This window comes from Bdellovibrio sp. HCB185ZH (assembly GCF_047302455.1).
In the GTDB taxonomy this organism is placed as follows: Bacteria; Bdellovibrionota; Bdellovibrionia; order Bdellovibrionales; family Bdellovibrionaceae; genus Bdellovibrio.
On the sequence record NZ_CP178624.1, the window covers coordinates 2,877,281 to 2,899,523 of the forward strand.

19 protein-coding genes are annotated in these 22,243 nt (G+C 46.1%); 5 read left to right on the top strand and 14 right to left on the bottom strand.

Annotated elements, in window-relative coordinates:
- Positions 1–44 precede the first annotated feature (44 nt).
- Complete coding sequence (locus ACLSU7_RS14090; protein ID WP_413292531.1) at positions 45–860, top strand: alpha/beta fold hydrolase; 816 nt, start codon at positions 45–47, stop codon at positions 858–860.
- A 45-nt stretch (positions 861–905) separates the two neighbouring features.
- On the top strand, positions 906–2,561 hold the full coding sequence (locus tag ACLSU7_RS14095; RefSeq protein WP_413292532.1) for a DEAD/DEAH box helicase: 1,656 nt from the start codon (positions 906–908) through the stop codon (positions 2,559–2,561).
- Positions 2,562–2,590: 29 nt separating this feature from the next.
- Here the strand turns inward: ACLSU7_RS14095 and mnmH are convergent, their stop codons facing one another.
- From mnmH to ACLSU7_RS14165, 14 genes are all read right to left on the bottom strand, one after another.
- A complete protein-coding gene (gene mnmH, locus ACLSU7_RS14100) occupies positions 2,591–3,670 on the bottom strand; it encodes a tRNA 2-selenouridine(34) synthase MnmH (RefSeq protein ID WP_413292533.1) in 1,080 nt (359 codons plus the stop codon).
- Entirely contained in the window at positions 3,670–4,731 is a 1,062-nt protein-coding gene (gene selD, locus ACLSU7_RS14105; protein ID WP_413292534.1) for a selenide, water dikinase SelD, read from the bottom strand. Before selD ends, mnmH begins: the two co-directional genes overlap by 1 nt.
- A gap of 71 nt (positions 4,732–4,802) precedes the next feature.
- On the bottom strand, positions 4,803–5,486 hold the full coding sequence (locus ACLSU7_RS14110; RefSeq protein WP_413292535.1) for an ankyrin repeat domain-containing protein: 684 nt from the start codon (positions 5,484–5,486) through the stop codon (positions 4,803–4,805).
- Positions 5,486–6,787, bottom strand: a complete 1,302-nt coding sequence (locus ACLSU7_RS14115; protein WP_413292536.1) for a D-alanyl-D-alanine carboxypeptidase — start codon at positions 6,785–6,787, stop codon at positions 5,486–5,488. Before ACLSU7_RS14115 ends, ACLSU7_RS14110 begins: the two co-directional genes overlap by 1 nt.
- 361 nt (positions 6,788–7,148) lie before the next feature.
- Entirely contained in the window at positions 7,149–9,047 is a 1,899-nt protein-coding gene (locus tag ACLSU7_RS14120; protein WP_413292537.1) for a hypothetical protein, read from the bottom strand.
- 88 nt (positions 9,048–9,135) lie between these two features.
- On the bottom strand, positions 9,136–10,140 hold the full coding sequence (gene hemH / locus ACLSU7_RS14125) for a ferrochelatase (RefSeq protein WP_413292538.1): 1,005 nt from the start codon (positions 10,138–10,140) through the stop codon (positions 9,136–9,138).
- The gene (locus ACLSU7_RS14130; protein ID WP_413292539.1) at positions 10,133–11,344 is read right to left on the bottom strand and encodes a protoporphyrinogen/coproporphyrinogen oxidase; all 1,212 of its coding nucleotides are present in this window, start codon (positions 11,342–11,344) and stop codon (positions 10,133–10,135) included. The genes hemH and ACLSU7_RS14130 overlap by 8 nt, the downstream gene beginning before the upstream one ends.
- Positions 11,341–12,690: an oxygen-independent coproporphyrinogen III oxidase gene (gene hemN / locus ACLSU7_RS14135; protein WP_413295425.1), complete on the bottom strand. Its 1,350-nt coding sequence runs from the start codon at positions 12,688–12,690 to the stop codon at positions 11,341–11,343. The genes ACLSU7_RS14130 and hemN overlap by 4 nt, the downstream gene beginning before the upstream one ends.
- Positions 12,690–13,712 carry a uroporphyrinogen decarboxylase family protein gene (locus tag ACLSU7_RS14140; protein ID WP_413292540.1) on the bottom strand — a complete coding sequence of 341 codons (1,023 nt, stop codon included), beginning with the start codon at positions 13,710–13,712 and terminating at the stop codon, positions 12,690–12,692. Before ACLSU7_RS14140 ends, hemN begins: the two co-directional genes overlap by 1 nt.
- Positions 13,709–14,389: a response regulator transcription factor gene (locus ACLSU7_RS14145; protein WP_413292541.1), complete on the bottom strand. Its 681-nt coding sequence runs from the start codon at positions 14,387–14,389 to the stop codon at positions 13,709–13,711. The genes ACLSU7_RS14140 and ACLSU7_RS14145 overlap by 4 nt, the downstream gene beginning before the upstream one ends.
- Positions 14,386–15,234 carry a sensor histidine kinase gene (locus ACLSU7_RS14150; RefSeq protein WP_413292542.1) on the bottom strand — a complete coding sequence of 283 codons (849 nt, stop codon included), beginning with the start codon at positions 15,232–15,234 and terminating at the stop codon, positions 14,386–14,388. The genes ACLSU7_RS14145 and ACLSU7_RS14150 overlap by 4 nt, the downstream gene beginning before the upstream one ends.
- A 6-nt stretch (positions 15,235–15,240) precedes the next feature.
- Positions 15,241–16,524, bottom strand: a complete 1,284-nt coding sequence (locus tag ACLSU7_RS14155) for a glutamate-1-semialdehyde 2,1-aminomutase (RefSeq protein ID WP_413292543.1) — start codon at positions 16,522–16,524, stop codon at positions 15,241–15,243.
- On the bottom strand, positions 16,512–18,020 hold the full coding sequence (locus ACLSU7_RS14160; RefSeq protein ID WP_413292544.1) for a hydroxymethylbilane synthase: 1,509 nt from the start codon (positions 18,018–18,020) through the stop codon (positions 16,512–16,514). The genes ACLSU7_RS14155 and ACLSU7_RS14160 overlap by 13 nt, the downstream gene beginning before the upstream one ends.
- Positions 18,011–18,910, bottom strand: coding sequence for a hypothetical protein (locus ACLSU7_RS14165; protein WP_413292545.1), 900 nt, complete (start codon positions 18,908–18,910; stop codon positions 18,011–18,013). Before ACLSU7_RS14165 ends, ACLSU7_RS14160 begins: the two co-directional genes overlap by 10 nt.
- Positions 18,911–19,072: 162 nt before the next feature.
- On the opposite strand from ACLSU7_RS14165, the gene hemB reads away from it, so the two are divergent.
- The 3 genes from hemB (at position 19,073) to ACLSU7_RS14180 (ending at position 22,172) form a co-directional block, all read left to right on the top strand.
- Positions 19,073–20,002, top strand: coding sequence for a porphobilinogen synthase (hemB, locus tag ACLSU7_RS14170; protein WP_413292546.1), 930 nt, complete (start codon positions 19,073–19,075; stop codon positions 20,000–20,002).
- A gap of 223 nt (positions 20,003–20,225) precedes the next feature.
- Positions 20,226–21,638, top strand: coding sequence for a hypothetical protein (locus ACLSU7_RS14175; protein WP_413292548.1), 1,413 nt, complete (start codon positions 20,226–20,228; stop codon positions 21,636–21,638).
- A 150-nt stretch (positions 21,639–21,788) separates the two neighbouring features.
- Entirely contained in the window at positions 21,789–22,172 is a 384-nt protein-coding gene (locus ACLSU7_RS14180; RefSeq protein WP_413292549.1) for a hypothetical protein, read from the top strand.
- The last annotated feature ends 71 nt before the right edge of the window (positions 22,173–22,243 follow it).

Below are 22,243 nucleotides of genomic sequence, written 5' to 3' on the forward strand. Positions count from 1 at the left end.
TCAAACTTGAAATACCCCTTCAAGGGGCGCAGGATAGGTTCGATATGGCATACTTGGACAACTTCAATCACCAGTTCTATGGTCCAGTTGATGGGCGAAAATGGGTCTTTATTCATGGGCTTATGGGTTACGGGCAAAATTGGCGCCGGATCATTTCGGGGCTTGAAGCCACGGAAAGATGCCTAGCCTACGATCAACGCGGGCATGGGCGCTCTTTTCAGCCTGAATCAGGCTACTCGCCTGAAGATTACGCTAACGACTTAAAACAGATTGTCGACGAACTTGCCTGGAAAAAGTTTATTCTAGTGGGTCACTCCATGGGGGGGCGAAATGTTATGGCCTTTGCTTCCATGTATCCGGAGTATGTTGAAAAGCTGATTGTTGAAGACATCGGACCCGAAGCATCGCCGAATGCCTATGAGTACTATGAGTATCTCTTAAATCTAGCTCCTACTCCTTTTGCCACTCGAGAGGAAGCCCGTAAGTTCTTTATGGAAGACTTTGTTAAAATCGCTAAGACGCGAGAAAAAGTCGAAGTTATGGCTCAGTATTTTTACTCGAATATGGTGGAAAAACCGGACGGGACCGTTGATTGGCGCTTTTCCAAGTATGGTATCATTGAATCAGTGAAGGCCGGACATACGCATGAGCGTTGGGACCAAGTCCGTGGCCTTAAAATGCCGACACTTTGGATTCGGGGAGAGAGATCTCAAGAGCTAAAATCTGACGTTTATCAGAGAATCTTAGCGGAGAACCCGATGATTAAGGGCGTCGAAATCCCTGGGGCTGGACATTGGGTCCATTCAGATCAGCCTCAGACCTTTATAGAGAGCCTAAAAAGCTTTGTTGGTGACTTTTAGGGCACCGAAAAGTAGGTTTGGGCTTACGAACCGGAGTATACAAAATTGAAATTCTCAGAGTTAAATTTAGATCCCGCGCTGGCGTCTGCAATCCAGAAAACTGGTTTTGACGATTGCACACCGATCCAAGCGCAAGCCATGCCCTACATTTTGGATGGCAAAGACGTCGCCGGCCTAGCACAAACAGGCACCGGCAAAACTGCAGCATTTGTTCTGCCATTGATGGAGCGTATTTTACGTGCTCGCCCTGCTCACGGCGAAGTTTCTGATTCAGAAAAAGAAATCATCGAAAAACGCGCGTTTAAAGATTGGAAGCCCCAAAACTTTATTTTGGTTTTGGTTCCCACTCGTGAATTGGCAGAGCAAGTTCAAGACAACATCATCAAGTTCAGCGCAGAAAGCGGCCTTCGTGGTTTCGCAATCTATGGTGGGACAGGTTATGACAAACAAAAAGAGGCGCTTAAAAACGGTGTTGAATTCATCGTGGCAACTCCAGGCCGTTTGATCGACTTGTACAAAGAACACTTGGTGGATTTGAAGCAAGTTCGCGCGATCGTGTTCGACGAAGCGGACCGCATGTTCGACATGGGCTTCAAAGACGACATGAAATTCATCTTGCAAAGAGTGCCTCGTGAACGTCAGTTCCTGGTTTTCTCGGCAACATTGAACTTCGATGTTTTGAACACCGCTTACCAATTTGGCTCAGAGCCGGTTGAAATCAATATCAGCCGTGACCAAGCTAAAGCTGAAAACGTGAAAGACCAGATCTTCCACGTGGGCAACGCTGAAAAACCTCAGCATCTTTTGTCTTTGCTTAAATTGCACAATCCAAAACAAGCGATCATATTCACAAACTTCAAATTGAACGTGGAAAAGATCACGAAATTCTTGATTGATAACGATGTGCCAGCGATGGCGATTTCCAGTCTTTTGACTCAAGCTCAACGCAATCGCGTGATCGAACAGTTCAAAGCGGAAAATCATCTGAACATTCTGGTGGCAACAGACGTTGCGGCTCGTGGTTTGGATATCAAAGGCGTCGACCTGGTTATCAACTATGAATTGCCAATGGATTCTGAATCCTATGTTCATCGTATCGGCCGTACAGGTCGCGCGGGGACGACAGGTCAGGCCTTCTCCATGGTGGGCGAAAAAGATATCGAGTCTTTGACTCGTATCGAAGACTATTTGAAGCACAAAATTGAAGTGGGCTATTTGGAAAACGATCAGCTTCTTCAGGAATTCAAACCATTCCCAGATCGCTTCGAAGGCCATTATCCAAAATCATTGGATGGTGAGCGTGGCGAACGTGGTCCTCGTCGTGAGGGTGGTCGCACGGGCGGTGGAAACCGTGAACGCGGCCCTCGTCGTGAAGGTGACCGTGGCCCACGTCGCGAAGGCGGTCGTGGTCCTCGTGGTGAAAACCGCGGTGGTGGTGATAACAGACCTCCACGCGAAGAGCGCAAAGGCGCTTCAGCGGTTAAGTCTGATGGACCAAATCCAAGACACGCGAAACGTCCTGAGCACGGTGCAAAAGCTGCAGCCCATGGCCAGCAAAAACGCGGTGAAAACCGTGGTGGTCAAGGTGCTCACAAACGCCACGAACCACGCAAGGGAGCAAGCGCTGCTCGCAGACCACCTAAACCGAAACAAACGATCGGTAAAAAAATCTCCAGCTTCATCAAAAAGCTGTTCTCTTAAAAAGCAAAACCCCGGGAAACCGGGGTTTTTTATTTCTGCAGTTCCTGCAGAATGTGTTGGCGATTGCCTTTGCTGAGAATGCGCGGATTGCGCTTTTGGAAAGAGGACTCGTACATTGGATCGTAATACCAGGTGATTAGTTTTTCGATCCATACTTTGCACGGTTCCAAATCGCGGTGGTCATTGTAACTCTGTTCCGCTGTTTTGAGATCGCTAGCGATTTCGGAATAGCGAAGACCGCCGAGTTTATTTTTAATTTTTGCCAGATTTTCCTGAAGCTTTGGAAACAGTGTGGGATCAGCGATTGGTGCGACTACATATTCTTGAAAAGTATTTTCCACGCGGACTTCGAGGGATTCTTCTAGAACCAACACGGGGGATTCACGCAACTGGGCAAAGAAGTTGTCGGGCAGAACGCAACGACCTATCAAACGGCTTTCGTCTTCCACTAAGATGGGGCCTTTAAAGGATTGCAATCCGAATTTACCCAACGATACAGCCAAACCGTTTTCAAAGTCTATCTGCGAGGGCTGTGGTTCAGAGTATCCGCCAAAGGCAGAACCGCGATGTTTTGCCAGGGCTTCCAAATCCAGCAAGGGACGCGTGTGAACTTGACTCAACAATTGAGTTTTTCCGACACCGGTCTTTCCGGTCAAAACCACCAGCTCACGGGATTTGCAAAACTCGTCGATCTTGTCGATTAAAAGTTGACGGGTCTTTTTGTAGCCACCTGCCACGCGAAGGACATCAATGCCTTTTTCACGCAACCAAGTTTGGGTGATTTGAGAGCGAAGGCCGCCGCGAAAACAAGTGACGATCGTTTGTGCTGGATCTTTTTGATATTCTTGAATCCAGGCTTTAACCCGCTCTTCTTTGATAGGTCCTTGAACCAAAGAGTGACCCAATTCAATCGCATGTTGTTGCCCGTGCATCTTATAAGCGGTGCCGACTTCGGCGCGCTCTTTATCATTCATGATGGGATGGTTGGAAGAACAGGGTATCGAGCCCGCTGCAAATTCCACTGGTGCACGCACATCGATGATTCTTACTGAATCATGAAGAAGGCGTGTCCAAAGGTCCTCAGGAGAAAGAGTCGGCAGATTCTTCATCAGGCCTTTACTTCGACCGCGAAATTCGATGGTTCAGAAACTTTTCCAACAATAGCCGCTTTCGGGAAGCGTGCTTTTAATTTTGTAAGAATCATTGGCGCTTGATCAGCAGAAACACTTAACAAAAGCCCACCACTGGTTTGGGGATCGCAGACAACATGTTTTTGCAATTGGTTTAGTTCCGAAAGCTGACAGTGTTCATTGGTGTAGTGCGCGTTGCTTGCGTGAGCCTTGGTTAAAAAGCCCTGTTCCAGACAAGACATCGTTAATTCAAAAAGCGGTAAGCTAGAGAAGTTGAAAGTGAACGTCTTCTGACTCGCCAAAGCCATCTGTTGGCTGTGACCGATCAATCCAAATCCTGTGACGTCCGTCGCCGCATGAATAGCGTTCGTGTCTTTTTCGTCCAATAAATCCAGCACTCGATTTAAAGTCGCCATGCTGTTCAACGGTTCCTGCAGATCTTTTTCCGTGTGCGCTTGGCGTTTTAATGAAGCCATACATGTACCCGTGCCTAATGCTTTTGTCAGAATCAAAAAATCGCCAGCTTTCGCTTTGGCATTCGACCACACCTGCTGGGGATTGATAAAACCTGTGACAGAAAGACCAAACTTCAAAGTATCATCATCGATCGAGTGACCTCCGACGAAATTGACGTCGGCTTCGGCCATTTTGTCGCTCGCTCCCTGAAGAATTTCGACGGCGATTTTGTTTTCCATCGTCGCCAAAGGAAAAGCAAAAATCGCCATTGCTGTTTTCGGAGTGCCACCCATCGCATAGACATCAGAAAGAGCATTGGCAGAGGCAATGGCTCCAAAAAGTTTCGGAGAGTCCACGATGGGAGTAAAGAAATCTAAAGTTTGAACGAGGGCCAAGTTGTCAGAAACTTTGTAAATAGCGGCATCGTCGAAAAGACCGCCGTCAACCATCACTGCTTCATCGGTAGGTGGAAATTTCACCTGATCGAGGATCGCGCGCAATTCGTGGGCTGCAACTTTGGCTGCACAGCCACCTTTTTTAACTGTTTGAGTCAGTTGGATCGGAAGAGAGCTATTTGTTTCCATTATGAATTTATATTCCCGTCGTGAAAGACACGCAATCAGGAACCTATGGAAAAGTGCAGGCGTGAGGACTTTTAGTTTTTCGAACCGTCTGTGGATTTTGACTTTTTAGTCAAAAGGTCAGAAAGACCTTTGTCTTTCATCTCTTTTGAAAGATCCAAGGCTGTCTTGCCGTCATTGTTCTTCACAGTCACATCAGCGCCGTTTTGGACCAAAAGTTTTGCAATTTTAGGGTAGCCGGCAATGATGGATTCCATCAAAGCGGTATTGCCGAGGGCGTTGGTTTGATCGATGACTTTTTTATTCTTTTGCAGAATCAGGCGAGTGGTTTTCTCGCTGCTTTTCGCAGCCGTGATCAACAAAGTGTCTTTGTTTTCGGAAAGAACGGCGATGTCAACTCTAGCACCCGCTGCGATCAATGTTTTTGCAGCCGCATCCTGGTCATTGGAAACCGCCAAGGCCAAGGCTGTGTCTCCGAACTTGTTTCTTTGTTCCAGATTCGCGTTTTTCTGCATCAACAAGTTCAAGGCTTTGACGTTGCCGTTCATGGCGGCGGCCATCAGGGGAGTGATTCCATCAGAATCGCCCATGCCCGGATCGAAAGCTTTCGATTGAATTTGTTCCTGAACTTCTTTGTTCTTTTGAAGTTCGATCGCTTTGTTTAAGTTCTCGACGGTGTAACCGCTGGCACGTACCGGGCCAAAAACGGTGAACATCGCAACCAGAACATAAAAAATCCAAAGCGTCACACTGATCATTAGAACATTCCTAAATGAGGCCCGTATTCCAGAACAAGAGCCGATTGGCTATCGAATGGAAGTGGCGTGGTTTCTGAATAGTTAATTTTCTTAGAACCATTGTTGATTGTGAACAAAGCCCGGATGCGGTTCTTGATAGCATTTGCTGCCGAACCATTCTCACCGGAAGAATCTTTGTGCATCAGGATCACGAAATAGATCGTGCCGTTCCCTGTAGAGATGGTGCCAGCCAAAGTTTTTGCTTTGTCGACCGTGCCAGTTTTTGCAACCATGGCATCAGTCATCACACCTTCATAATTTTTCAAAGTGGATTCATCATCTTTGCCGGCAACTGCCATCACGTCCGTCAAAATCAGTTTTTGGGTCGCCAAAACTTCGTTCAGGCGAATCAAAACTTTGATCATCGCGGTACATGTGCCTTCATTGTAGTCGTATTTCTTTTTAGAGATATAGTCCGCATTGTTACCAGATCCCAAGTTGAACTCAAGATCGCGGTTGTCCATTTTCAGGTTCGCTGCCAAGTAAGCATTGAAAGCCTGAGTGCCACCCAAGTTCCAATACAAGTGGTCGGCCACATAGTTATTGGACTTGTTGTTCATGTTCTTGATGATTTTATAAAGAGGGGCGGACTTGTAAACAAACGTTTGAGTCTCGTTCGTTTTTTTAAAGTCATCTTTCGCCAAGAACGTGACGCTGCCAAATTTGATGCTCGGTTTTTCTTCCGGCAAAGTTACGCCCACCGATTTAGAAATCTTACGCAAGTAAGTATAGGAATTGTCGGCGATCGTGGTGATGAAACCATTTTCCAATTCATGTTCTACATGGGCTGCTTGTTCTGCGATGTCAGCGAACAACTTAGTGTCGCCCGCGACTGCCACCGGCTCTTCCACGTTCCATTCCATTTGGAAGTTTTCATCGAAGGTCAGGTTTTCAATTCTTTCAATACCAAGCTGTTTCATCGTCAGCTGAGCCAGGATGAAATAACCGACATTACGACCCATCAAAGGATCGCGACTGCCTTCGAAATGCATATTGTAAGCTTTAGGACCGATTTTTGTAACGTGGATTTTAGTTTCAAAGCGGTAGTTGGCGCCCAGAGTTTCAATCGCCCACAACGAAGTCACAAGTTTTGAAATAGAAGCGAGTGGAAATTTTTCGTCTTTGGAGCCGTTGCCTTCGATTTTGCCAGAGTTGGCTTTCATCGTGCATTGGGAGTTCAAATAGACTTTTGCATAAGCAGACGATGTCGTGAAGCCGACAATCAAAGCAGTCAATGCCAGTTGGAATCTCAAGAATGACACCGTTTTCCCCTTTTAGATGTAATTGAGCTGGTCTACTTAGCAACTAGGGTTCGGTTAATATACTTAAAATCCTTTAATCTAAAGCTCTAAATGGAGTCGCCGAGAATATTTCCTTTCTCAACGAAGCACGGGTTTGTATTAATTTCCAAAAGCTTGTTTACGGTCCGTTTTCAGAGGGAAAACGTCAAGCATATGGGGAGCTTAAGGAGCCAAGCTTTTATCTTCTGGTCAGGTAGTTTTTCTGTCGATATCAGGGAATTGTCGCGCTGTCTCAAATTACTTAATTAAAATCCACAGGGAACACTTCACTTTTGAGAGAGTGAAATAAAAAAGGGCTTCCGAAGAAGCCCTTATCGTTTAACTATGGTTTTGTTTTTCCGCCGGTGGAATCTGTCACCAGACGAAGATCAAAGGAACGGTCGTTGATCAGGTTTTGGATATACAACAACGTTTGGTAAAGCTGTTGTTTTTCAAAGTTACCAAAGCGGAAGTTGATTTGCTCTGATTTGCGGCCCGAGAAAGTCATCTCATAAGTCACCAGTTCTTCAAAACGATTTTCCGGCAAAAGAGTCAGAATGAAGTAAGCTCCGTGATCACGCCACATCGCAATTTTTTGCAGATTTCTGAAAGCTTCATAACGAGCTTTGTCGGTCATGACCGGCTGAAGAAGGTAAGCCAAATTTGTTGCGATTTTTTCGATCTTTTTATGTCTTAACTGATCCAAGTCTTGATCTTGGGAATCTAGGTAAGCTGAAAACATTTTTTCAATCTGATTGGCAGAGTATCTTGGAATCGCCTCGTAAGCTTCAGGGCTGATACACACTTGGTGACGGAAGTATCCGTTTACGATGTCACCGTTAGAGAAATCCCAGTGTTTCCAATCAATCTGACGATAGATCCACTCTGGCAGAACATCTTCTGCACGATTTTGCATTTTACCGAAATCTTTTTTGGAAACGTTTCTCATACGCGCTTCATAAAAGTGTGAAGTCGTAACCAATGAGCCCGGTGTCCATTGAGGGTTGGAATTAAATATAATGTGATCACCCTCAGTGATCTTATTACCCCAAATTCCGTAAAAGATTTTCGACTGAGCCGATTTTTGGTAAGTGTCCAGGATGTATTGTTTTTCGATGTTGTTCGAATCGTAGTTCTGCAATTTGTTTTGGGAATACATCGTGTTTGCTTCCAGGCGCAGGATGCTCATGGATAGCTTATAGCGAGACATGATATCGATAGATGTGTTGGAGCCTTTGAACACGCGATCGATACGGCGTTGATCTGCTGGCAATGTATGATCTTCCATGTACATGTCTTCAACTTCAGACATGTCCGTCAAAAGTTCATTTTGCAACTCAGGACGGGAAGCGGTTGGGTCGATGACTTTCAAGTTTTTGAACTTCACTTTTTTGCTCATGAAGTTGTTGAAGGCCGTTGCTGCCGCTGGGTTTTTCAAATCAAACACATAGTCCAACATGAAAACATCATTCAAAGATTTACCGAAGTTCAAAGACGCTGGTTTTAGGTCAATCCAACGCTCAAGCTTTCTGTCAACGACACGAAGACCAACCACTTTAAGGCGGCCCAGATAATCGATGCTTGCACTTGCGCCAGTTCCACGACTTCTCAACGTGATCAATTTCACGCGGATCTTATCATTTTCCATGCGGTACAAGTGAATCATGAAATCACCCGACATATAAATATGTGTAGAACCACCCAAAGAAACTGTCGGATTCAAATCGGTGTCAGCGCCAACCGAGAATACGATGTTAAGCTTTCCTTGAAGGGCCACGAAATCGCCGACTTTCAACTTTTGAACCGCTTTTTGTGCTGTAAAAGGGATGCGATCCAAAGTGTAAGGAAGAGCTTTGATGGAATCGCCTTGAGATTTAAACTGACGGGCAAAGTAAACTTCAGTGCCTTGTTCAACGTCGAAACCAAACGGAGTGATATCACCATTCAGAAGATCACCAACGTTCACATTCGTCGTCATGATATATTTATCGAGGCGAGTATAGTAACCGTCCAAGTATGAAGGTTCTGACTTGGCTTTGTACTTTAAGGAAACGCTTAAGCCATCAATGATGTCAGCGCTTAAGCCAATCGTCGCACCGATATCTTGCTTCGCGATTTGTTTGCGGATTTTTTCTAGAACTTTTGATGGTTCGAAAATATCCAAACCAGCATGGGACGGAACGGGAACAGATAGAGCCAGTGCCAATACGAACAGAACTGACTTCAAAGATGTCGTTTTCAAAGTTGCTACTCCTGAATAATTAGGACCCCAATTTTTATTCAGGAGCAGCTGGATAGCAAATCGCAGCGGGTCAAAATAGAGTAATGTATCAACCTTGAGATTCTACGAAGCGAGCAAACTTTGAGACCCAGTTGGGATTCACATTCACGCAAGGAACCAAGTGATAGTCTTTGCCGCCAGCGTGATGGAAAGTTTCCTCTCCACCAATGCCGATTTCTTCCAAGGTCTCGATGCAATCAGCAACGAAAGAGGGACATAGGACAGCAATGCTTTTTTTATCAGCAAGTTTTGCAATCGTTTCTTCTGTCGAGGGCTTAAGCCATTCCGCACGACCCAAGCGAGACTGATAGGACAAGCTCCACTGTTCTTTGGAAAGTCCCATCTTTGCCGCCATTGAGGTTGCCGTCGCCAAGCATTGGGCGCGGTAACAAGGCTTATCGCAGGCGCCGGGTTTTACGCAGCAGTCAGGCGTGACTAAGCAGCCCGCATTTACTTTCACGTGACTTTCGGGCAATCCGTGAAAAGAGAAGAGGTAATGAGTGACTTCTTTGCCTTTCAGGAATTCTTGCGCGATTTCCACGCTGGGATCCACAAAGGCAGGGTGCTGGTAAAAATCTCGGATGCTTTTCACTTTGAAGTTCAGTTTCAATTTCGAGATTTGGCGCTGAACTTCACGAACCGATGACCCCGTCGTCGCATCGGCGTATTGCGGATACATCGGGGCTAATAAAATATTTTCGATTCCAGCTTCAGCAAGAGCTTTCAGTGCAGAGGGAATATCAGGATCCGAATAGCGCATACCCACTTTGACCAGGTATTTCTCGCCCAATTCTTGCTGCAGTTTTTCTGCAAATTGATTGGTATACACTGTTAAAGGGGAGCCATTTTCGAGCCAGATCTTTTTATAGTTTCCTGCAGAGATTGGACCCCGCTTAGGAACAATCAAAAGATTAACTAAGGGCCAACGGAAAATGAACGGCAGATTGATCACTTCCTTGTCCATCAGAAAGTGCTTCAAATATCTTTTAACGTCAGGTACTTCGTAAGTGCGGGGACTGCCGATATTTAAAAGTAAAACACCTGTTTTAGACATGTTGACTCGCAATCTCTTCACTGAGGCGTTCACTGCGCTCCAGGATTTTACTTAAACCAATACCGGAAAGATAATTTCCGTGCAGGAATAGACCCGCAGGTAACTTCATCTGCGCCAGTTCATTTTGGACTTTTTCAAGTTCCAGGTCGTACATAGGTAAAGCACGATCCCAACGGTTGATCCTGGCATCCAGGACACTGTCTTGGCGTTTAAACAAACGTTTTCTTTCTGTTCCGATCAAGTTCAGCAATTCTTTATCAGTCAGGCTGATTAAATCCTGATTGTTATTACCACCCATGATCCAAGTTTCGTTATAAGTTTTATCTCTGCCAGCAAAAATATAAGGTGGCATCAGAACGCCCAATGTTCGCAAATTTAAACCGCGCGGAATTAAGCAGCCGAAGCCTTTGAATTTTGTCTGTGCTTTATCAAAGAAAACGGTCGTGCTGATTAATGACGACATACGCACGCGAGCCAGCAGCGCTGAAACTTCAGGTGCATAAGACTTTAAAAGCTCCGTCGCAGCCGATGCAGAAGCTGCCAAAACCACAGGGCCTTGAATGCTCGCAATATCCACGTTGGAGTTTAAATGAATTTTCACACCCAGCTTTTCTAAAGCTTGTTGCAGATGGTTCACTAAATCCTGCATGCCATTCGCGCCCGTCATCATGCCGCGGAATTTTTCACGGTCTTTGTTGAACAAAGGTCCAATGATCAGGGAGGCGCTCAAGTCTTGAGGCTCGTTGGCATATATTCCTTGCATCGCAGGTCCCAACAGAAAACGAGTCGGCGCTTTCCCCAAACGACGAAGACCCCAAGCTTCTAGAGTTTCTAGAGCTTTGGGTTTCAAACTTGCTTTGGCAAAAAGCACCCGGGGAACGACTTTGAATGCGACAGCCAGAATTTCCAAAGGATTTAACGGAACTGATTTAGGAAATCCGCGAAAGATAAAACGCTTCTTAGAAGATTCTAAAGGAAGCGCAGGTTTTAGTCCGATATCTTGAAAAAGCTGTTCAGAGCGGTTGGAAAGGATCAAAGAATTAGCGGCACGTTCCGCCATTCCATGTTCGGAATAATCGGTTCCCAACAGTCCACCCACACGAGAGGACTTTTCGTGAATTTCGACTGCGAATCCTTTTTGGGCCAGCTTCAGCGCGACTGTTAATCCCGCAAAGCCAGCTCCGACCACCGTGATCTTTTTCATATAGATGAGGAGAAAATTTTAGTTTGAGGTTGTTTGACCTTCAAGCGTTCATCAAAGTACACGCAGGCGTTACGTAAGAACGGGCGACCCGCTTCCAGAACAACCAGCTTGTGGTCCTTGATCACCAAAAGTTCGTCTTTGATCATCTCTGCCAGGAATTCTTTTGCACCTTGCTCTTGCTCGTCGCTTAAGAATTCCACTTCAAATTCCGTCATCAGTTTCAAAATCTGGCGACGACGAACTTGGTCTTCATCAGTCAGAATATGACCACGCATTGTTGGCAATAAACCGTCATTCAAAGCTTGCTCGTACAGCGGTAGAACTTTTTCGTTTTGATGGAAGCTGAATGGAGTTTCAGAGATGGAAGAAACACCCAAGCCCAAAAGAACATCAGTTCTTTGATCCGTGTAACCCATAAAGTTACGATGCAGGCGTTTTTCGTCCATCGCGATGCTTAGGTTGTCGGTAGGAAGTGCAAAGTGATCCATCCCGACTTCCACGTAACCAGCTTTGATCAAGATGCCACGAGCGATTTCATAAAGCTCACGCTTTTCAGCCGCTTTTGGAAGATCTTCGTCTTTGAAAAGACGTTGTGCAGGTTTGATCCAAGGAACCAGGGCAAAGCTATACAGGGCAATGCGATCCGGGCGAAGCTTCACGGTCGCTTCCGCAGTTTCGCGGATTGATTCAGCTGTTTGTTTCGCCAAACCATAGATCAAGTCAAAGTTAACGGACGTATAACCCAATTTACGGGCTTCGTCTGAAAGGTTGGCTGTGATTTCCAAAGGCTGAATACGATTCACCAGACGTTGCACTTCAGGGTTGAAGTCTTGAACACCCATGCTCACACGGTTAAAACCCAACGTGCGCAAAGCTTTCAATTGTTCTGGAGTTGTACGACGCGGATCCACCTCGATGGAACCCTCGAAATGCTCTTTATCCAGGTTGCAATCGTTCACGATCGGAGTCAGAAGGCGCAACAAAGACTCAGAAGAAAGAAATGTCGGAGTTCCACCACCTAAATGGATGTGCTTCAACGGAGATTTCAAAAGCTCTGGCACTTGTTGAGTGTAAAGGTGCCATTCTTTCAAAAGCATATCCACATAAGGAGACTCTTTCGTGTGGCTTTTCGTGATGATGTTGTTGCAACCACAGAAAGTACAAAGCGTTTCGCAGAAAGGGATATGGATGTACAAAGACCAACCGCCATCGCCTTTTTTCAAAGTCGTGTTCAAGTGGGAAACCCATTGCTCGCGCGTTGGATTTGTTTCCCAGTATGGAACCGTTGGGTAAGACGTATAGCGTGGAGCCGGGACGTCGTATTTTGCTAAAAGATTTTTAATCATCATGAAAGCACCTCACGGACTGTCTCGATGAAGAGTTTGACGTTCTTTTCTGGAGTTTTCGGAAGAACTCCGTGGCCCAAGCCGCAAACCCAACCCGCACGTGCTTCCGGTGACATCTCCTTCATCGGTGCCAGGAAGTTTGCCACGGCTTTTTTAAAGTCGCCGTCTTCCATGAACAACAAGCTTTGGTCGAAGTTCCCTTGAACGAACCCTTTATTTTGAACTTTAAAGCAATCAGGGATGTAGCAACGGTGATCGAAACCTTGTCCAGCCCATGGAAGTTCTGTGAATTCTTTATTAAAGAATGTCGGTTGAGTGCCTTTGGAATAGTAACCAATTTTGCCCGGGAATTCTTTGGCAAGAACCGAGATCACAGGTTGGATCCATTCTTTAAAGAACAATGGAGACACTTCCCCCGCCGCTGTATCAAAGATCATCACCAGCTCAACACCGCCATCCAATTGAAGTTGGATGTTGGCTTTCAAAAGCGGAAGCATTTTTTCCAAGAATTTCGGGAACATATTGATCAAGACTTTTGATTGAATCAAAGAGCCTGCGTGGGAACCTTCAACACCGTATACGAACAACGTCCAAGGACCGCCAACGAAGCCGATCAAACTTTTGTCTTTAGGAAGCACTTCGCGAGTTGCGATCACAGCTTCTTTTTGGAATTTCATGAATTCAATCGCCGGAGCCACCTCGCCCAACTGACCGATCGTTTCAGGATTTAACTTAAAGCCTAATTGGGGGCCGTGAGCATCCGTGTATTTCAAACCCATACCCAAAGCTTCCAATGGGAATAGGATGTCAGAGAATAGGATCGAGACGTCGAAATCAAATTCAGCCACAGGACCGCGAGCCACTTCTGCTGCCAATTCTGGAGTTTTGCAAAGCTCTTCGAAAGAGTTTTTCTTTCTCATGCCTTGATAGTGCTGATGGTAACGACCGGCCTGACGCATGAACCAGATGGGAGGAACGTTTTGAGCTTTTCTTTGAAGAGCGTTGTGAAAAAGAGTGTTCATGCGGGTGTTTCCTCCGTGGACCATTGGTAGCCGATGCCGCGCACAGAACGAATGTGTGCATCGCCGTCTTCGCCCAATAGATGGCGCAAACGAACGATAATATTATCAATCGTACGGTGGCTTGGATTTTTATCGACACCCCAGATTTCATTCATGATTTCATCACGACTTAAGACACGGGGTGCTTTATCAATTAATAACTGCAGAATTTTCATGTCCGTCACAGCAGGGTACTCGATTTGACCCGAGTTCTTGCGCACAGACATGTTGGTGAAATTAATCACGCAGGAAGTGAGTTGCACTTCCTTCAATGGAGCGTGGGAATCCAAAACGTTTTTCACGCGGATTAACAGCTCTTTAAGGTGGAAAGGTTTAGGGATGTATTCGGAGGCACCCAATTCAAAGCCTTGCAGTCGGGATTCCGCATCTGCTTGAGCCGTCAGGAATAAAAATAGAACCGGAGAAAGCTTCTTCATTTTAGCAGCGAGCTCAAAGCCCGTGCCGTCAGGAAGACCCACATCCAGGATAACCAAATCAAAATCTTTGTTTTTACTGAACAGGGCCCAGGCTTCCGCAACGCTTTTGCCCCACGAGACTTCATAGTCCTTGCGCAGGCGTTCCGTCAGCGTTTCACCTAATGACAAATCATCTTCGACTAAAAGGATTTTTCTCATCATAGATGACCCTCCGTGTGGAGGACGGATTTAAAACCAGCATTTTCAGTGGATTCGAACTTAATATCTCCACGCATTTTTTCCATCAGACGTTTGGTAATCAAAAGTCCAATGCCATTGCCGCGGGAGTCTTTGGAATTTAAAAGTTCCGAACCCAGTTTGTTCGTTTCGCCTTTAAAGCCCAAGCCATCGTCTTCGAAGATAACTTCAAGACGGTTGCTGTTCAAAGCGCGCACACGAATGCGGACAGTGGTGGCTTTACCATGAAGAACAGAATTTTGCAGAAGATTGCGAACCACACTCATCAATGCTCGGCGGTCACCAGAAATTTTGGCGTCACGTTCAAGCTCAACAGAAAGATCTGCGAATTCGCTGCGAAGGTTCGCCATCAATTGGCTCAATGACATTTCTTCGTGCAGAAGGGGGCTGACTTCAAGGTTGGCCAGGAGCAAAGAGTTTTCAAGTTGCAGATCCAGTCTTTGGATGTCTGCGATCAGGCGCTTCATCACAGGCGGGCTGTTACCTTGCAAGTCTTCCTCCAAAACTTCAGCTTGCAGTCTTAAACGGGCAATTGAAGTTTTGATATCATGACTGAAAGTCGAGAAAAAGAAACGCAACCGATCGTGGCGTTGTTTGTCGCGGAAAGTGAAAACTATAAGTGAAATACCACCGATTAAGATGGATCCCAAAAGAATCGACCCTTCCCAGGCGATCATGCGATGCTGACGGGCTCCTTCAAGCTCCATCAAGAAAAAGACCCACCACCAAGCCACAAGCGCAAACGTGAACACGAACCAGATGATCGCGAGCACGGTTTTCAAATGTGACTTGAGGAAGTTTTTAATCATTCTCGATTACTCCGCAGAACCCACGATGATGTTTGCAGCTTCAGCCAACAATTCATCTGTGTGAGCCATAGAAACAAATCCAACTTCGTAAGCATTCGGTGCCAAATAAACACCTTTGTCCAAAGCTTTCAGGAACAAACCTTTGAATGTTGCACCTTGGTTTGCTGGGATTTGCTCGATTGTACGGATTGTTTTGCCGCTAGTATCGCCGTGGATCCAGAAAAGCGAAGAGTGTTGTTCAACTTTCAACGGCAAACCTTTTTTAGCGAAACCATCACGCAAAGCTTGAACGAATTTCTGAGTGCGTTTTTCAAGAACGTTCCAACCATCAAGGCGCTGCATTTTTTTAAGAGTCACAAGACCCGCGCGCATACCGATAGGGTTCGCTGATAAAGTACCAGCTTGGTAAACATCGCCGCTTGGAGCGACCATGTTCATCAGTTCCGCGCGACCACCGTAGCAACCCACAGGGAAGCCACCACCGATGATTTTACCGTAAGTCACTAGATCCGGAGTGATGCCAGTTTTTTCCACCATGCCGGCTAGACCCACACGGAAACCAGAGATCACTTCGTCAAAGATCAACAAAGAGCCGTTCTTTTTGCAAAGCTCTGACACTTTTTGCAGGAATTCTTGGCGTTGAATTAAAAGACCATAGTTTGCTGGAAGTGGTTCGATGATCACAGCTGCGATGTCTTTGCCTTGAGCTGCAAAGACTTCAGCCAACTTTGCTTCGTCATCCAATGGAGCCACAACAGTCGTGTTTGCTACTTCAGCAGAAATACCCGCAGAAGAAGAAGCCGCTGCACCTGCTAGGCCCGAACCCGCTTTTACAAGCAAGTTATCAACGTGACCGTGATAGCAACCTTCGAATTTCAAGATTTTGCTACGACCTGTCGCCGCACGGGCTACGCGCAATGCAGACATAACCGCTTCTGTACCAGAAGATACGAAACGAAGTTTTTGCATGAATGGAAGAGTTGAAGTGATCCACTCGGCAAGTTCAAGAGAGTAAATTTCAGTCGCCCCGAAAGTCCAAGCTGTGTCGACCATGCGGTGAACTTCTTCAGCTACTTCAGCGTCACGGTGACCCAGGATCAAGGGTCCAAAGCTTTGGCAGAAGTCGATGTACTTTTTGTCTTCCACAGAAGTCAGGAAAGCACCTTCAGCTTGTTTAAAGAAAACAGGAGCACGATCCAAACCTTTAAAAGAACGAACCGGGGAGTGAACTCCGCCTGGTGCGACTTTAAGGGCGCGTTGAAAAAGTTCTTCAGAAGTTACTTTGTGCATTGCTGTCTCCAGTTTTCTTGATCCAGATAGATATTTAATTTTGATTCTTCAAATTGACCTTGTTCTTGCAGATACTGACGGATGATTTTGAAAGTATTGCCGGGACCACAAGCGTGGTACTTACCAAGAACTTCAGGATGTTTTTTAGCTGTATGTAGGAATTGACTGCCACTGCTCCAGAAGAAGCATTCTTTGCCAGTCACAGGCGTTGCATTGTTTTGCTCGCCCAATGTGTATGTCGCAACCAAAGGCATTTGGCGTGCGCCTTCTTCGTAACCCGTGTCGTGAGTTAGTTTTGCCCACGCCAAAGATTTACCCGCCAAGATATCGATGCGGGATTCTTCTTGCTCGCCTAAGCCTTCAGAGCAACCATGAACCCAAACACCTTTTTGCGCCATGGCTTTCCAAGTGCGAGTTCCTGCTGTCCAAATGAATTGATCGAATTTCAAAGATTCCGGCCAAGATTCAGAACGGGAAACATACAAAGCGTTTGTTCCAGTCGGAATCTTCCAGTCGTTCAATACTTTTCTTTCTGCGCGAACGTCTGAAGACCACATTTGATCTGCAGAAAACTTTGGAGAAACCACGGAAGGTTTCAGTTCACGCTTATCTAAAACAGTTCCACCGTCAGTCAGGCCTTTAAGGATGGTGATTTCACCATAAGGACGGGACAGGACAGCCACGCCGATTTTTTGATGGCAACCGCCACCGAAGCTCGCCAGGATATCACGCTCTTTTTGAGCGCATTGGAACGTTGTTGGATTGTCGATTTTCGCAAGCAGCTCTTTAAGATCTGCACGATCCGCTTTGATCTCAACCGCCAAAGCACCCTGAGCAGCTGCATTCGGATTGATGCTCAAAGGAAGAGCGGCAAATTCAACCTGATCCAAATACGAGCGCAATAAACCTTGAACCTCTTTGAATTCAGGCTCTTTCGCAGTCAACAAGCGGTCCAAAGCGGCTTTCGCAACGATCAAACCGTCTGTTTCTTGCGCTTCCAAGAGTTTGCGAATACGTGTCGGGATATTTCCACGCACGCTTTCAAACTTGACGGATTCCAAGTTGAACGGAAGATGTTCTTTAAAGAAATTTGTCAGATTGTATTCGCGACGAGGCGAGGAACTGAACACGTTCATTTTTTTAGTCGTGCGCAGTTTTTCAAAGTGAGATTTTTTAACCAGCAACAAATCACGTTGATCGGCGCGAGGAAGTGTCGCCGCAATCACAGTCTCTGATTTAGTTTCGGTTGGAAGATCTTTCCAGGAGTGAACCACCATATCGGTTTCACCACGGATCAACTCGCCAAAGAAGTCTTCAGTGAAGACGCCTTTTTCAGGAATTTGCCACAGGGGAGTTGTCAGGTTGATATCACCCAGAGATTCCTTGAACTTGAATTCGATTTCCAGCCCCGGATTTTTTTCTTTTAGAATTTCGCCAACCATATAGGCCTGGAGGCGGGCCAAATCACTTTTTCTCGCGGAAATCTTTAAGCGCATATATCGTCCCACCCAAGTGGACGAAGCTCCGTTCTTTGTGCGAAGGCCAAGGCTTTTTCAAACAAGAACGTGCGGATCTGCTCGATCTTTGTTTGGCGGTCCTTTTTGGTCTCTTCGATTTCGGCAAAGAACTGTTGAAGGGTCATGAGAGTCACGTGAGGGAACTGACTCGCGATCATCGCTGCAAGATTGTTTTCTTCGCCGCGCAGATCGTAAATTACATGAGGACGAGTATCCTGTCTGCTGATCAATTCCAAGATGCGTGCATCAGAAAGAGGCGCAGCAATAACCATTGCCTCTCCATGAACGTAAGCTTCGTTGTAGTTAGAAATAGTCAAATTATCGTATTTCTCTGCGAAGCTGCGCATCTTTGTGCATTCACGGCAAAGAACTTGAACGGATTTTTTGTGTGCCAGCCATGGAAGAATTTCTTGCGCCAATTGTCCAGATCCGCAAAGAGTCACGGAATCCATATCCTTGGAATAGCGGCGCAGAAGGCTGCCATAACTTTGTGAACCAATTCCCACCAAGTGTTCCGCGCGAGTGCGTTTCACTTCCTGCATGACGAAGTTCAGCCATTTCTGGTTGTCGCCAAACAAAGTGTCGCCTGCGGCTTTACGAGATTCGATGAAGTTACGGAATTGACCGAAGACTTCAGTTTCACCCACGATCGGGGAATGGAGACCACAAAGAATTTCAAGAAGAAGACTGAAAGCTTTTTCGCCGCGAAGAATTTGATCGTCGGCTTCCAAGACATCCAGCATTGAATTTACTTCGTCTTCACGGCAAAATAAAATCTGACGAAGACATGTCTTCCACACGGCTGCATCTTGCAGAGACTCTGCAAAGTTTTTACTAGATTTTCTGTGAACGAGAAGTATATCTTCCATCTTGATTATTAGGTTTATCACTAAACTTTCATTAAAGTGTCATTGAAATGTCATTAACGCTGCTTTCCCATAGTGAGACGGCATCTGACATCCGAAGCGAGGTTCTATATGAAGTTGACACAGAGGCCCAGAAGAAACAGACGCACTGAAGCTGTGCGACAAATGGTTGCCGAAACTGATCTCCGCCCATCGCAATTAGTGCTCCCATTGTTCCTGGTTGAAGGCACGGGGCAGAAACAAGAAATTGCCTCAATGCCAGGCATTTTCCGTATGAGCCCCGATTTAATTCTAGATGAGGTTTCTCGAGCGGTTTCACTGGGAGTGAAAAGTTTTGACCTATTCCCAGCTTTGCCAGAAACCAAAAAAGATCCAACCGGGAAGGAGTCGTTGAACCCGAATGGTTTAATGCCCACAACCCTGAAGAAAATTCGCGACAAGTTTCCTGATGTGACGCTGATCACTGACGTCGCACTCGATCCCTACTCCTCGGATGGACATGATGGCTTAGTGAAAAACGGTCTCATCTTGAACGATGAAACGGTAGAGATTCTCGCGAAAATGAGCGTGCTTCATGCGAAGTCAGGTGCTGATATTGTGTCACCATCAGACATGATGGATGGCCGAGTGGGTGCAATTCGTGAAGCTCTTGATGCAGAAGGATTGATCGATACCGGTATCCTTTCTTACTCGGTGAAATACGCTTCCAGTTTCTATGGTCCGTTCCGCGAAGCTTTGGATTCCGCTCCCAAATTTGGTGATAAAAAAACCTATCAAATGGATTTCAGAAACACGCGTGAAGCGATTCGCGAAATCGATTTGGATGTGGCCGAGGGTGCAGACATCGTGATGGTGAAACCAGCGTTATCTTACTTAGATGTGATCGCAAAAGTAAAAGCACACACGTCGATTCCTGTCGCAGCCTACAACGTGAGCGGTGAGTACGGCTTGATCAAGCACGGCGCAAAAGCAGGTTTGATTGATGAAACACGTGCGATGGTGGAAACACTTTATTCCATTCGCAGAGCGGGTGCCGACATCATCTTCACATATTTCGCTTTGCCAATGGCCGAGTGGTTACAAAAAAATCGTTAAAAGGTTCGGTAAAAGGTACGGACACACTTTCTCCCATTTCTTAGAGTTGGTGTTTCACAAAATAAGGTGCGGGAGAAAGTGTGTCCGTACCTTTTAGCCCGCCTTATGTTCGAGGCGGGTGTCTCATTCTGAGAGAGTCTTTGTTTCCTAGGGAAAAACCATAAGTTTCATTCGGAATCTGCCGAAAAGTCCAGTAGGGAATGTTTTAACCAAGGACTGCCAAATGAAGCATGTTAATAAGATATTGGCCGTGGGCCTTCTCGTTATCGCCTTTCAAAACTGTGCTCCTAATGCCGCTAACTTCTCAAAATCCGAATTAGCATCATCCCAAGTTCCCGAAGAGGAAGCGGTTCCAAATTGCTTTGGTCGCACAGAAGGCACCACTTGGTGGGTTCCATCCAATGAATCAATTGTCGAAAACGGCATTTGTGAATTTGGTGGAGATCTAAAATATAACTATCAAAAAAATGTGGAGCTAATTTGTACTAACGGAAATGCGATGACAACTGGCAACTCTCAAAAAGGTGCTTTGATTTCCACGGTAGGCGCCTGTCTTCCTGCAACTTGTAACGGCAAACCTGCCGGCAGTACTTGGTCCGTTCCGAATGGAACTGTTTCTGAGCCACAAAGCTGTCCTTCTTCGTCTGTGATCGTGAATGCGGTTTACAACAAGAACGACAATTATATCTGCTTGGGTGGTAAAGAAAGTTATGTGAATTCTGAAAAGGGCAGTTACATCGGTTTAGATAAAGCATGTCCTGCTCCGGATTTAACGGCGGCTTTCTCGAGTGAAAAAGTGGCGATCAATGGCACTGCAGGTTTGATCACTCAAGGTATCAATGTCAGCACAATGGCTTACACATGCTCCGATGGTCAGTCGGGTGTGTTGCCTGTGGCTCAAACATCGACTTCGATTAAAGTGACTCAAGATCTGGCTTGTACAGTGAAAGGTACGAATTCAGCGGGTGAGTCTGTGAGTAAAACAGCGTCGATTTCTGTGACTTGCGGAAGCAATGAAGTGAAATCGGGCGGTAAGTGTATCGTGTATTCTTGTAAGTCCTTCGTTGAAATCAAATCTTTCCCCGTCGTGATTCCAGAACGTACGGCGGATGGAGTTTGTTATTACGCGAAGTTGTTCGATAAGATCGCAACAGGTCCTTCATCAGGTTCACGTCTATCGAATGTTGTGGCTCGTGACCATAGCTCTGCGAATGGTGGTCCAAGCAATTTAGCTGTCACGAATGTAGCAGCACCTTATGTCTTGGGCACATTCACAAATAAAGTAACTTTGAATGGTGAGCGCTCTGTGAAATTGTCAGGTTCTTCTCAAGCATTGACGTCAATCCTCGTCGATAACTTTGTTTTGATGGGAAGTCGCTTGGCTTCATCAACAGCAGCCATTTCAAATTACCGCGCCTTCGGCTCGGGCGACTCTGCCATCGGAACAACAGGTAAGATCAAAGTGAACAATGCGGATGTGTCATTGCAAGCCTTCGAATCCGGCGGGACAGCGACGATCGGTACTCTGTTGTTAACAAGTGACTTCAGCGTCGGCAAACAGTACGAACTGAACGTCAACGCCCTGGACTGCGGCGGCTCCAAAGCCATGTCCGAGATTTACCTAGTCTTCCAATAGGGTACGGCCTTAACTGAAAAGGTACGGACTTACCTGTGAAAGTAAGGGAGTACCTTTTCGAAGTACGTCCTTACTTGCCGAGTCCAACTTTTCGTTTTCATCAAAACCTCTTTGTTTGACACAAAGAGGTTTTGTCGTTTTGATCGGGGCATGAAAACAATCATCTGCTCTTTGATAGCATCCCTGGTTATGACTTCTGTCGCTCGCGCTGACATTGATCCTGCTTACAACGGTGTTCGTTGCCGCACAGAAGGTAAGAAAATCCAAATTCACGTAGCGATTCCAAACAATCATCCTTTGAGTATGTACTGGATTGAAAACGACCGCGTGACAGTGATCGCAAACACTGTCGAAGAAGCAGATCACGTTATTGTCGGTTATGACGGTGACCTAAAACATATCCTGAATATCGATCAAGGTTTTTACCGTGAAGTTCAAAAGAACGGTCGCGTGAACAAGGACATCCGCGGCATGGAGTGCGTATTCTGCCCGGTCGAGATGGATTATTGCCCAGGGCAATTCGATAACAACTGAGCGAGTTTCCTACTGTTGCCTGAAAGGAAACGCTTAGCTGTTAACATTTTTCGGCGTTTCCTTTCAGGTGT